Below are 12,199 nucleotides of genomic sequence, written 5' to 3' on the forward strand. Positions count from 1 at the left end.
AGTGAGGGGAGAAAGCATGTTTTACAAGGACGAACGGCTTGCGCTGTTCATAGACGGGTCAAACCTCTACGCTGCGGCAAAAGCCCTGGGGTTTGACATCGACTACAAACTTCTGCGTCAAGAGTTCATGCGCCGCGGCAAGCTGCTGCGCGCCTTTTACTACACTGCCCTCCTCGAAAACGAGGAATACTCGCCCATTCGCCCGCTGGTTGACTGGCTGCACTATAACGGCTTCACCATGGTCACCAAACCGGCCAAGGAATATACCGACAGTCAGGGCCGCCGGAAGGTCAAGGGCAATATGGATATCGAGCTGACCGTGAACGCGATGGAACTCGCGCCGCGCCTCGATCATATCGTGCTGTTCTCGGGCGATGGCGATTTCCGCCCGCTGGTGGAAAGCCTGCAACGGCAGGGCGTGCGCGTGTCGGTGGTCTCGACCATCCGCAGCCAGCCGCCGATGATCGCCGACGAACTGCGCCGTCAGGCCGACAATTTCATCGAGCTGGACGAGCTGCGCGAAGTGATCGGCCGTCCGCCCCGCGAACCGCGCGCCGATCGCGAGGATACCCAGCCGCCGGTTCATGCCAAGTAAGGCAATCCGGCTTCGGGTCACCGTGGCAAAGGTTGGCCCGAACCCTCGCAAACAGGCGCCCTTTCGGCGCCTGTTTTGCTGTCACGCGCCATGCTGAGCGCGCTTGCGGGCCTGATGGCCGCCGCCTTTCTGGCCGCAACGCCGCTGCCCATGCAATCCGAGGCGGTGTTCGTGGCCCTGCAACTGGCGGACAGCGCGCCGGTCTGGCTGATGATCCTGTGCGCGGGTCTTGCCAATACCGCGGGCTCGGGCGTCACTTATGCCATGGGGCGCGGGATGCGCGCGCTGGAGGGGCGGTTCAAGACCCCGGCTGCCAGCCTCGCCCGTGCGGAGGCGCTGTATGGCCGCTGGGGACGCTGGACCCTGCTGCTCTCCTGGGCGCCGCTGGGCGATGTGATCTGCTTTGTGGCCGGGGTGCTGCGGGTGCCACTGTGGCAATTCCTGCTGATCGTGGGGCTGGCCAAAACCGCGCGCTATGGCGTTCTCGCCGTCGTGACTGCGGGGGCAGCCGCTTGGCTCTGGACCTGAGGCCCGCAAACGCCTACCTCTGAGCCGCGAACGGAGAGAGAGCCCCATGTCCCTGCCCCCCCTCACCCTCTACCTCGCCGCCCCGCGCGGCTTTTGCGCCGGTGTGGACCGCGCCATCAAGATCGTCGAGATGGCCTTGCAGAAATGGGGCGCCCCGGTCTTTGTCCGGCACGAGATCGTGCATAACAAATTCGTGGTGGACAGCCTCAAGGCCCTCGGCGCCGTCTTTGTCGAGGAGCTGGACGAGGTGCCGGATGACCGCCCCGTCATCTTCTCGGCCCATGGCGTGCCGAAATCGGTGCCCGCCGCCGCTGCCGCGCGCGAGATGGTGTTTGTCGATGCCACCTGCCCGCTGGTCTCCAAGGTGCATATCGAGGCGGAACGGCACCATGAGAACGGGTTGCAGATGGTGATGATCGGCCATGCCGGCCACCCCGAGACCATCGGCACCATGGGTCAACTGCCGGAGGGCGAGGTGATCCTGGTGGAAACCGTGGCCGATGTCGCCAATGTCACGCCCCGCGATCCCGCGCGGCTGGCCTTCATCACCCAGACCACGCTGTCGGTCGATGACACGATCGACATCATCGCCGCCCTGCGCGCCCGCTTCCCTGCGATCATCGGCCCGCATAAGGAAGACATCTGCTACGCCACCACCAATCGCCAGGCCGCCGTGAAGGCCATCGCGCATAAGATCGACGCGCTTCTGGTGATCGGCGCGCCGAATTCCTCCAATTCCCGCCGTCTGGTCGAGGTGGGGCGCGCCAATGGCTGCGCCTATGCGCAGCTGGTGCAACGCGCCAGCGACATCGACTGGCGCGCGCTGGAGGGCATCCGCGCCATCGGCATCACCGCAGGCGCCAGCGCCCCGGAGGTGCTGGTGAACGAAGTGCTGGACGCCTTCCGCAGCCGGTTTGCCACCACGGTAGAGCTGGTGGAAACCGCGCAGGAAAACGTGGAGTTCAAGGTGCCCCGCATCCTGCGCGCCGCTGAGTAACCCACCCGGCCGCCCGGCCACCTGCTACCAGCCCGCAAACTACGCCCCGCATCAAGTTTTCTGCTCCGCCCCCCTTGCCAAGCCCCGCACCAGCCTGTAATCCCCCCTCCACGGTCGGAGCGTAGCGCAGCCTGGTAGCGCACCTGCTTCGGGAGCAGGGGGTCGGAGGTTCGAATCCTCTCGCTCCGACCAGATAAAATTCCCGAAAAATCAATCACCCGCGCGAAAAGCAAGCACCATCCGGTGCAAAGCCTGTGCCGTTGTCGGGCGGTCAGGTCTGCGGACGGAGGCGCTTCTGGCGGTTTCTGCGCCCCATTCGGCTGCGAGGCGATCCCGGGCTGCCTGTCGTGATCCCCGCCAACCGGCGAGACGCCTCAGCCCTCGTCGCGGGGCGCGGACCGCCCTGCCCCGCGTCGCAGCAGCAGCGAGATGCGGGGCATTAGGCCGGTTTCCGGGCGCGAGCGGGTGGCCAGCACCGGCTGGTTCTCCGACACGGCGCCCTTGTCCTCGCGCAGCACGATATAGATGCCCGAGGCGATGATGACCCCGGCGCCAATCAGCGTCCATTGGTCCGGCGTCTCGTTGAAAATCAGGTAGCCATAGAAGATCGCCCAGATCATCTGCGAATATTGCATCGGCGCCACCACCACCGCCTCGGCCCGGCGATAGGCGCCAATCACCAGAAGCGTGGCGACAAAGCTGCAGGCGGCGATGATGCCCAACATGCCAAGATGCTCGATCGGCATGGGTTTGTAGACGAAGGGCAAGGCACAGCCCAGCACAGCAAAGTTGGCCACCATCGGATACAGCAGCAGCACGACCGAGCGTTCGTCAGGGCCGATCTTGCGCACGATGATCGAGGCGAGCGAGGAACAGACCGCCGCCGCCAGCGCGGCCAGGTGACCAAGGCTGAGCCCGCCCGCATCCGGGCGCAGCACGATCAGCACGCCCAGCAGCCCGACCCCGACCGCAATCCCCCGCCGCGGCCCCACCCGCTCGCCCAACAGCGGAATCGCCAGCACGGTGATCAGCAGCGGCGTCGCGAACAGGATCGCATAGGTCTCGGCCAGTTCCAGCACCGAGAAGGCATAAAAGGCCGTCACCCCGGTGATCACGGTGCAAACCGTGCGCAGCGCCGTCCACCAGGGATGCACCGGGCGCAGATGCCCCTCGGTGCCGTCATTCATCAACATCAGCGTGACCAGCGGAAAGCTGAGCAGACCGGCAAAGAAGATGATCTGGATGGCGTGGTAATCCGCACCCAGAAATTTCACCACAACGTCATGCGTGGCGTAAATGCCGAAAGCCAGAAGCGCAAAGAGCGCGCCTTGAAGATTGGGGCTCATGAAAAGACCTGAGGGAAAGCGGAATGCCCGTCGTTTGCGCAAACACTGTCGCAGAATCGGGCAGAAGCCTCAATGGCCGCCCCTGACGCGTCCCGGGGTTTGTTGACGAAAAAACCGCCGCCCCTTGCGGAACGGCGGGTTCTTGCCATGCAGGGCGGTTTAGCGGCGCGGGCGCACCATGCCGACGATCTCGTAAACCTCATCCACGATGGGACGGGCGATGGCCTCGGCGCGGTCTGCCCCGGCGCTGAGGATGCGGTCGATCTCGGCGGGGTCGGCCATCAGCCGGTTCATCTCGGTGGTGATCGGCGCCAGCACCGACACGGCCAGCTCGGCCAGCGCGGGCTTGAAGGTGCCGAATTGAGCCCCGGCAAACTCGCCCAGCACATCCGCCGCCGTGCGCCCCGACAGGCCCGCATAGATATTCACCAGATTGCGCGCCTCGGGCCGCTCCTTCAGCGCCTCCAGCGTCTCCGGCAGCGGCTCGGGGTCGGTTTTCGCCTTGCGGATCTTGGCGGCGATGGCATCGGCGGTATCGGTCAGGTTGATGCGGCTTTGATCCGACGGGTCGGATTTCGACATCTTCTTGCTGCCATCGCGCAAGGACATGACACGGGTGGCCGCCCCCTCGATCACCGGCTCGGTGATGGGGAAGAAATTCACGCCATAGTCATTGTTGAACTTGGTCGCGATGTCGCGGGTCAGCTCCAGATGCTGTTTCTGATCCTCGCCGACCGGCACATGGGTGGCCTTGTAGGCCAGAATATCGGCGGCCATCAGCGCGGGATAGGCGAAAAGGCCAAGGCTTGCGGCTTCGGCATTCTTGCCCGCCGTCTTGTCCTTCCACTGGGTCATGCGGCCCATCCAGCCCATGCGCGCCACGCAATTGAAAATCCATGCCAATTCGGCATGGGCACTCACCTGACTTTGGTTGAACAGGATCGAGCGCGCCGGATCAATGCCGGCCGCGATGAAGGCCGCCGCCCCTTCGCGGGTTTGCTGGCGCAGCTTTTCCGGCTCTTGCCAGACGGTGATCGCGTGCATGTCGACGAGGCAGTAGATCGTTTCGATCCCCTCCTCCTGCTTTTCGACAAAGCGTTTCAGCGCGCCCAGATAATTGCCAAGGGTCAACCCGCCCGAGGGCTGGATCCCCGAGAAGATGCGCGCAGGAAAAGCCGCGGTTTGGGTCTGAGGCGTTTGGACCGGCTCGGACATCGGGAACTCCGTCTGGAAAAGGCTACGGCTTCGGCTTACCCTTGCCCCGATGCAGCGTCAATGAAGCGAGACAGGATGAAAACCGACACCAATGCCCCGCCGCTGAACCCGCTCCCTTGGGTGGTCTGGGCGCTGGCCCTGCCGATCATCGCCATGGAGGCGGTGCTGGCGCTGCGCGAAAGCGGCTTGACCGGGGCGGGGGCCATCGGCGCGCGGCTGGACGCGCTGCAACGCTTTGCCGTCTCGCCCGAGCTGATGCGCTGGATGTATGAGAACGGCGTCTGGCCGCTGGACGGGCTGATGCGGCTGGTGACCTATCCCTTCGTCCAGGGCTCCACCACGCAGGCGGTGTTTGTCGTGGTGATCCTGCTGGCGCTTGGCAAAACGGTGGGCGAACAGTTCCGTTGGTGGGCGGTGCTGGCGGTGTTTTTCACCTCCAGCGTGGTGGCGGCCCTCGGCTTTTGCGCCCTGCCCTTCATTCAGGCGCCGCTTTATGGGGGCTATCCCGGCAATTACGGGCTGATCGGCGCTTTCACCTGGCTGATGTGGACCAGGCTGCAAGGCACGGGCAGCACGCAATACCGCGCCTTTTCGATGATCGGCTTTTTGATGGGGGCGCAGTTGCTGTTTGCGCTGGCCTTTGGCACCGGGCCATGGTGGATCGCCGAACTGATCGGCTTCGCCACCGGCTTTGCCCTCAGCTTTGCTGTCAATCCAAGGGGTTGGGCGCTGTTGATGGCGCGGTTGCGCCAACGGTGAGTGCCGCCGCGGGGGCGCTTCGCCCCCCGCACCCCCAGAGGATATTTGGGCCAAGATGAAAGGCTGGAACGATCTTGCGCAAATCCTGTTGGGGCGGATGGTTTGGCGGGGGTGGATCGGCTAGGTTGGCGCATCATGCTGCGTGCCTCTGTCTATGAACGTCTGAGCCGGTCCAATGCCACGCTGATCGCCGCCCGCGATCTGGGCGAGGGCTTTGGTATGGCGCGCTGGTCGAACCTTCGTGACCGTGTGGCGTATGAAAATGACCGCTGCCATGTGCTCAGCCTTTATACCGAAGGCGGAAATGCCTCGCGCCGGGCCGACCGGCCCTCGGGCCATGGCTTTCCCGGCGCGCTGACCCTGATGCCGCAGGGGGCGCGGTCGGATTGGCACATTGAGGGCGCCTTTGCCTTTCAGCATCTCTATATCCCCGATGCCGCGCTGCGCGCCTTTGCCGCAGAGGCGCTGGAAATCGACCCGAGCCGCGTGGCGCTGCCCGAGGTGACCTATGCCGAGGATGCGACGCTGGTGGCCCGGCTGGCGGCGCTCGAGGCGGCAGGCACGCCGCAAGGCGCGCGCGCGGCGCTGTGGGAGGTTTTGCATCATTTGCTGGCGCATGGCCGTTGGCATGGGCTGCGGGAGGGGCGCGCGCGGGGTGGTCTGGCCCCGGCCCTGCTGCGCCGCATCACCCGCGCTGTGACCGAGGCCCCGGAGGCGCCGCATCGGCTGGCCGATCTTGCGGCTTTGGCCGGGCTGTCAGAGTTCCACTTTCATCGCGCATTCAGGGCCAGCACAGGTCTGACTCCACAAGATTTTGTGGAGCGCGCCCGCATCCGCCAGGCCGAGCCGCTGATCGCGCGCGGCACGCCCCTGGCCGAAGTGGCCGCCGCCTGCGGCTTTGCCGATCACAGCCACCTGACCCGCGCCTTCCGCAAGGCGCGCGGAGTGGCGCCTTCGGTCTGGCGCAAACCTTGACTTGGCGCCCCCCGAGGCGCATATCCGAGCGGAACCGTCGGAGAAGCCCCATGTTCATCCAGACCGAATCCACGCCGAACCCGGCGACGCTGAAATTCCTGCCCGGGCGGGACGTGCTGGAGATCGGCACCGCCGATTTCCCAAGTGCCGAGGCGGCCTCGAAAAGCCCGCTGGCCAGCCGCATCTTCACGGTGCCGGGGGTGCAGGGGGTGTTTTTCGGGTCGGATTTCGTGACCGTCACCAAATCCGACACGGCGCAATGGGATCATATCAAACCCGCCATTCTGGGCGCGATCATGGAACATTACCAATCCGGCGCGCCCGTCCTTCAGGGCGAGGCGCCTGCGGGCGGGGGCCATGCCAGCAACCATTCCGCCGAGGACGCCGATATTGTCAAGCAAATCAAAGAGTTGCTTGACACGCGCGTGCGCCCTGCCGTGGCGCAGGATGGCGGCGACATCACCTTCCATGGCTTTGACCGTGGCGTGGTTTACCTGCATATGCAGGGCGCCTGCGCGGGCTGCCCCTCCTCGACCCTGACGCTGAAAATGGGCATCGAGAACCTGCTGCGCCATTACATCCCCGAGGTCACCGAGGTGCGCCCTGTTGCCGCCTGAAACGGTGTCCGAGACGGTTTTGGCCTTTGACACATCGGCCGCGCATTGCGCGGCCGCTTTGCTTTTGCCGGATGGCAAAGTGTTGAACCGGCTGGAGATTATGGAAAAGGGCCAGGCCGAGCGGCTGGTGCCTTTGCTGGAAGATCTGCTGGCCGAGGCGGGGCTGGGCTGGCCCGCTGTCACCCGCATCGGGGTGGGCACGGGGCCGGGAAACTTCACCGGGGTGCGGCTGTCGGTCGCGCTGGCGCGGGGCCTTGCGCTGGGGCTGAACATCCCTGCCATCGGCGTCACGCGGCTGGAGGCGCTGGCCCATGGCCTGCCCCGCCCGCTGCTGGTGGCCGAGGATGCCAGGCGTAACGAGGTGTACGCTTTGGGCTTTGATCTGGCCGAAATGAAACTGCCCTGTATCCTTTCGCGCGACGCGCTGCCCGCCGCCCCGCATGTCACCGGATCGGGCTTTGCCGAAGGCCTACCGCCCGCCATGCCGCTGGCCGAAGCCATCGCCCGGATCGCGGCGACGCAGCCCCCCGGCCCGCGCCCGGCGCCCTTCTACCTGCGCGGCGCCGATGCCGCGCCGCCCAGCGACCCGCCTCCGGTGATCCTGGAATGACCCCCGAGGCGATGGCCGCGCTGCATGCGCGCTGCTTCACCACGCCGCGCCCGTGGTCGGCGGCAGAGTTCGCAACCCTGCGGGCCGATCCGCTTTGCTTTGCGCTGACCGAACCGGATGGGCTGCTTTGGGGCCGGGCGGTGGCGGGCGAGGCGGAGCTGCTGACGCTGGCCGTGGCCCCCGAGGCCCGGCGCCAAGGCATCGCGGCGCGGCTGCTGGCCGGGTTTCTGGCGCAGGCCGCAGCGCGGCAGGCCGAGACCGCCTTTCTGGAAGTGGCGGCCGACAATGCCCCGGCGCTTGCGCTGTATCAACGGGGGGGATTCGCGGCGGCGGGGCGGCGCCGGGGCTATTACCGCCGCCCCGATGGCGCGGCGCTGGATGCGCTGGTGATGACCCGCGCGCTTTCCGTCGGGGCAGAGTCCGGGGAAGACGCCAAGCCCTGTTGAAAATTTGATCGAAAGATCAAGGTGGCTACCGCGCGCCGCGATTCCATCTTGACCGTTTGGACCATTCCCGCCCTAATCCGCCTCATGGCCCCGCCAAGACATGCCGCAAAACTGGCTGCGGGGATAAAAACTTAACGAGAACCGGGAGAGTTCCATGACCCTGATGAAAACCCTGCTTGGCGCGGCGGGCACGCTGGCGCTGACCACCGCTGTCGCTTCGGCCGAGCCGGCGGTGATCTATGATCTGGGCGGCAAATTCGACAAGTCGTTCAACGAGGCGGCCTATAACGGCGCGAAGAAATGGGCCGAGGAAACCGGCGGCACCTTCAAGGAACTGGAGATGCAGACCGAGGCGCAGCGCGAGCAGGCCCTGCGCCAGCTGGCGGAATCGGGCGCCAACCCGGTGGTGACCACGGGTTTCGGCATGTCGGACCCGATCTCGGTCGTGGCGCCGGAATTCCCCGATACCAAATTCGTGACCATTGACGGCTGGGTGGACCCGGCGACCAACCCCAACGTGCTGTCGATCGGCTTTGCCGAGCATGAGGGCTCCTATCTGGTGGGGATGCTGGCGGCGCTGGCCTCGAAAACCGGCACTGTGGGCTTTATCGGCGGCATGGATATTCCGCTGATCCGCAAATTCGGCTGCGGCTATGCCCAGGGCGCGCTGGCGGCCAAGGCCGATGCCAAGGTCGTGCTGAACATGACCGGCACCACCCCGGCGGCCTGGAACGACCCGGTGAAGGGCGCCGAACTCGCCAAGGCCCAGAAGGGTCAGGGCGCCGATGTGATCTTTGCGGCGGCGGGCGGCACCGGCATCGGTGTGCTGCAAGCGGCGGCGGATGAGGGCATCCTGTCGATCGGCGTGGACAGCAACCAGAACCACCTGCACCCCGGCAAGGTGCTGACTTCGATGCTCAAGCGCGTCGATGTGGCGGTTTACAACTCGTTCAAGGCGGGCGAGGCGCTGGACACCGCGCCGCAGGCGCTGGACCTGAAATCGGAAGGCGTGGGCTATGCGTTGGATGACAACAACGCCGCGCTGATCACCCCGGAGATGAAGGCCGCAGTGGATGCCGCCGCCGAGAAGATCAAATCGGGCGAGCTGAAGGTGCATGACTACATGTCGGACAATACCTGCCCGGCGGCGACGTTCTGATCGCCATGGCAGGGGCCAACGAGTTGGGGCGGCAGGCATCTGCCGCCCCCTTCGCCATCGAGTTGAAGGGCATTTCCAAGGCCTTCGGCCCGGTTCAAGCCAACAAGGACATCTCGATCCAGGTTGCCAAGGGCTCGATCCACGGCATCATCGGGGAAAACGGCGCCGGAAAATCGACGCTGATGTCCATTCTTTACGGGTTCTACAAGGCCGATAGCGGCGAGATTGTCATCAACGGGCAAGTGACGCCCATCCCCGACAGCCAGAGCGCCATCCGCGCCGGCATCGGCATGGTGTTCCAGCATTTCAAGCTGGTGCAGAATTTTACGGTGCTGGAAAACATCATTCTGGGCGCCGAAGAGGGGGCGATGCTGGCGCCCTCGCTGTCGAAGGCCCGCAAGGTGCTGGCCGATCTCGCGCGTGAATACGAGCTGGAGGTCGACCCCGACGCGCTGATCGAGGATCTGAGCGTGGGGCATCAGCAACGGGTCGAAATCCTCAAGGCGCTGTACCGGCAGGCCGATATTCTGATTCTGGACGAGCCGACGGGGGTGCTGACCCCGGCCGAGGCTGACCATTTGTTCCGCATCCTCAAGGGTTTGCGGGAACGCGGCAAGACCGTGATCATCATCACCCACAAGCTGCGCGAGATCATGGAGATCACCGATACGGTGAGCGTGATGCGGCGCGGCCAGATGACGGCGACGGTGAGGACGGCGGAGACCAGCCCCGAGCAGCTGGCGGAGCTGATGGTGGGCCGCAAGGTCTTGTTGCAGGTGGAAAAGCGCCCGGCAACCCCCGGCGCGGTGGTGCTGGAGGTGGAGAACCTGCGGGTGAAGGACGAGCAGGGGGTGGAGCGGTTGCGCGGCATCAGCCTGCAAATCCGCGCGGGCGAGATTCTGGGCATTGCGGGCGTGGCGGGCAACGGGCAGTCAGAGCTGCTGGAAGTGCTGGGCGGCATCGAGCGCGGCACGGGGTCCATCCGGATGAACGGCAAGGCGCTGGACCTGACGGGGCGGCATTCGGATGGCCAAAGCCGCCGCGCCGATGGCATCGCCCATGTGCCGGAAGACCGGCAAGTCCTTGGTCTGGTGATGGATTTCGCGGCCTGGGAGAATGTGGCGCTTGGCTATCACCACGCGCCGGAGTTTCAGAAAAACGCCGTTCTGATGGACAATGCCGCGCTGCGCGCCGATTGCGAGCAAAAGATGGCGCGGTTTGACGTGCGCCCGCCGATCCCCAGCCTGGCCGCCAAGAATTTCTCGGGCGGGAACCAGCAAAAGATCGTGGTGGCGCGCGAGATCGAGCGTAACCCGGACCTGCTGCTGGTCGGCCAGCCGACGCGGGGCGTGGATATTGGCGCCATCGAATTCATCCACAAACAGATCGTAGCGCTGCGCGATGCGGGCAAGGCGGTCTTGCTGGTCTCGGTGGAACTGGATGAAATCATGAGCCTTTCCGACCGCATCGCGGTGATGTTCGACGGGCGCATCATGGGCGAGCGCGACCCCGCCACCACGGATGAACGCGAGCTGGGCCTGCTGATGGCCGGCGTAACCGAAGGGGGTGCGGCATGACGCGATTGCCAACCTGGGCGGATGTGGTGCTGGTGCCGGTGATCTCGCTGCTGCTGGCGGCGATTGTCTCGGCGCTGGTGCTGCTCGCCATCGGGCAGAGCCCGGTCGAGGCGCTGACGGTGATGGTCAGGGGCGCGCTGATGTCGCCCTATGGCTGGGGCTATACGCTGTATTACGCGACCTCGTTCATCTTTACCGGACTTTCCGTTTCGGTGGCCTATCATGCCGGTCTGTTCAACATCGGATCGGAGGGGCAGGCGCAATTGGGAGGTTTGGGCGTGGCCTTGTGCTGCCTGCTGCTGCCCTGGCCGCACTGGACCCTGGCGCTGGCAGGCGCGATGGTCGCAGGCGCGGCCTTTGGCGCGGCCTGGGCGGCGATTCCGGCCTGGCTGCAAGCGAAACGCGGCAGTCATATCGTGATCACCACGATCATGTTCAATTATATCGCCGCCGCGCTGATGATCTGGCTTTTGGTCGATTTCCTGCGCCCGCAAGGCAGCATGGACCCGGCCTCGGCCCGTTTTGGCGCCACGGTGGCCCTGCCCCGCTTCCATGAAATGCCGATCATCGGCGATTTCTTCCTGCGCTATACCGAGGCGGGCGAGATCAAGCTGAATGCCAAGGGCCAGCCGCTGTATCAGCAAGTGCCTGCGAATGTGAGCTTTTTCCTCGCGCTGCTGGCCTGCTTTGGCACCTGGGTGCTGCTGTGGCACACGCGGCTGGGCTATATGATCCGCACTTTCGGCAAATCCGAGAAGGCGGCGCGCTATGCCGGGATTTCGGCGGTGAAAATCACCATGATCGCCATGCTGATCTCGGGCGGCTTGGCCGGGCTGATGGCGATCAACAATGTGATGGGCGCCTCGGGGCGGCTGTTGCAGAACTCGGCCGAAGGGGCGGGGTTCATCGGCATCGCGGTGGCGCTGATGGGCCGAAACCACCCGTTCGGCATCGTGCTGGCGGCTGTGCTGTTCGGGTTTCTCTATCAGGGCGGCGCGCAACTGGGGATCGAGACCAAGATTCCGATGGAATTGCGGATTGTCATGCAGGGCCTCGTGATCCTGTTCACCGGGGCGCTGGATCAGATGGTGCGCATGATGCTGGCCTGGGTGTTCCGCGCCCGCGCGGCGGCATGAGGGAGGGCTGAGGATGGATTACGCAACCTTCCTGCAAATTCTGGACACCACGATCCGCTTTGCCATGCCGCTGCTGTTTGCCTGCCTTGCCGGGCTTTACAGCGAGCGCGCCGGGGTTTTCGACATCGGGCTGGAAGGCAAGATGCTGATGGCCGCGATGTGCGCGGGCTGGATCGCCTATGCCAGCGGCAACGTGTGGCTGGGCGTGCTGGCAGGGATTTTCGGCTCGCTGCTGTTTG

Annotated in this window: 13 protein-coding genes, 1 tRNA gene and 1 pseudogene; 13 read left to right on the plus strand and 2 right to left on the minus strand. The window is 65.2% G+C overall.

From position 1 onward, the window contains the following. Positions 1–16 precede the first annotated feature (16 nt). The 4 genes from JNN06_RS07365 (at position 17) to JNN06_RS07380 (ending at position 2,312) form a co-directional block, all read left to right on the plus strand. Positions 17–595, plus strand: a complete 579-nt coding sequence (locus JNN06_RS07365) for an NYN domain-containing protein (RefSeq protein WP_291238961.1) — start codon at positions 17–19, stop codon at positions 593–595. Between the two features lie 90 nt (positions 596–685). Next, positions 686–1,123 (plus strand): YqaA family protein, encoded by a 438-nt coding sequence (locus JNN06_RS07370; protein ID WP_291238949.1) that lies wholly within the window; start codon positions 686–688, stop codon positions 1,121–1,123. A 46-nt stretch (positions 1,124–1,169) separates the two neighbouring features. Continuing rightward, positions 1,170–2,120, plus strand: coding sequence for a 4-hydroxy-3-methylbut-2-enyl diphosphate reductase (gene ispH / locus JNN06_RS07375; protein ID WP_291238950.1), 951 nt, complete (start codon positions 1,170–1,172; stop codon positions 2,118–2,120). Positions 2,121–2,235: 115 nt separating this feature from the next. Further along, positions 2,236–2,312 (plus strand) — tRNA-Pro (locus JNN06_RS07380). A gap of 182 nt (positions 2,313–2,494) precedes the next feature. Here JNN06_RS07380 and JNN06_RS07385 read toward each other — a convergent pair. Together JNN06_RS07385 and trpS are read right to left on the minus strand one after the other, a co-directional pair. Further along, positions 2,495–3,466 carry a DMT family transporter gene (locus JNN06_RS07385; protein WP_291238951.1) on the minus strand — a complete coding sequence of 324 codons (972 nt, stop codon included), beginning with the start codon at positions 3,464–3,466 and terminating at the stop codon, positions 2,495–2,497. Positions 3,467–3,625: 159 nt separating this feature from the next. After that, a complete protein-coding gene (gene trpS, locus JNN06_RS07390; protein WP_291238952.1) occupies positions 3,626–4,681 on the minus strand; it encodes a tryptophan--tRNA ligase in 1,056 nt (351 codons plus the stop codon). 75 nt (positions 4,682–4,756) lie between these two features. Between trpS and JNN06_RS07395 the strand changes: the two genes are divergently transcribed. From JNN06_RS07395 to JNN06_RS07435, 9 genes and pseudogenes are all read left to right on the plus strand, one after another. Beyond that, the gene (locus JNN06_RS07395; protein ID WP_291238953.1) at positions 4,757–5,440 is read left to right on the plus strand and encodes a rhomboid family intramembrane serine protease; all 684 of its coding nucleotides are present in this window, start codon (positions 4,757–4,759) and stop codon (positions 5,438–5,440) included. Between the two features lie 135 nt (positions 5,441–5,575). After that, positions 5,576–6,415 (plus strand): helix-turn-helix transcriptional regulator, encoded by an 840-nt coding sequence (locus tag JNN06_RS07400; protein ID WP_291238954.1) that lies wholly within the window; start codon positions 5,576–5,578, stop codon positions 6,413–6,415. A gap of 50 nt (positions 6,416–6,465) precedes the next feature. Further along, a complete protein-coding gene (locus tag JNN06_RS07405; protein WP_291238955.1) occupies positions 6,466–7,032 on the plus strand; it encodes a NifU family protein in 567 nt (188 codons plus the stop codon). 4 nt (positions 7,033–7,036) lie between these two features. Continuing rightward, positions 7,037–7,642 (plus strand): tRNA (adenosine(37)-N6)-threonylcarbamoyltransferase complex dimerization subunit type 1 TsaB, encoded by a 606-nt coding sequence (gene tsaB / locus JNN06_RS07410; protein ID WP_291238956.1) that lies wholly within the window; start codon positions 7,037–7,039, stop codon positions 7,640–7,642. Then, entirely contained in the window at positions 7,639–8,088 is a 450-nt protein-coding gene (locus tag JNN06_RS07415; protein WP_291238957.1) for an N-acetyltransferase, read from the plus strand. Before tsaB ends, JNN06_RS07415 begins: the two co-directional genes overlap by 4 nt. A 154-nt stretch (positions 8,089–8,242) precedes the next feature. Next, positions 8,243–9,247, plus strand: coding sequence for a BMP family ABC transporter substrate-binding protein (locus tag JNN06_RS07420; protein ID WP_291238958.1), 1,005 nt, complete (start codon positions 8,243–8,245; stop codon positions 9,245–9,247). Between the two features lie 5 nt (positions 9,248–9,252). Continuing rightward, positions 9,253–10,824 (plus strand): ABC transporter ATP-binding protein, encoded by a 1,572-nt coding sequence (locus tag JNN06_RS07425; RefSeq protein WP_291238959.1) that lies wholly within the window; start codon positions 9,253–9,255, stop codon positions 10,822–10,824. Then, complete coding sequence (locus JNN06_RS07430) at positions 10,821–11,960, plus strand: ABC transporter permease (protein WP_291238960.1); 1,140 nt, start codon at positions 10,821–10,823, stop codon at positions 11,958–11,960. Before JNN06_RS07425 ends, JNN06_RS07430 begins: the two co-directional genes overlap by 4 nt. 13 nt (positions 11,961–11,973) lie before the next feature. Continuing rightward, a pseudogene (locus JNN06_RS07435) lies at positions 11,974–12,199 on the plus strand (ABC transporter permease); the annotation flags it as partial.

Source organism: Gemmobacter sp. (assembly GCF_016792925.1).
Taxonomy (GTDB): domain Bacteria; phylum Pseudomonadota; class Alphaproteobacteria; order Rhodobacterales; family Rhodobacteraceae; genus Gemmobacter.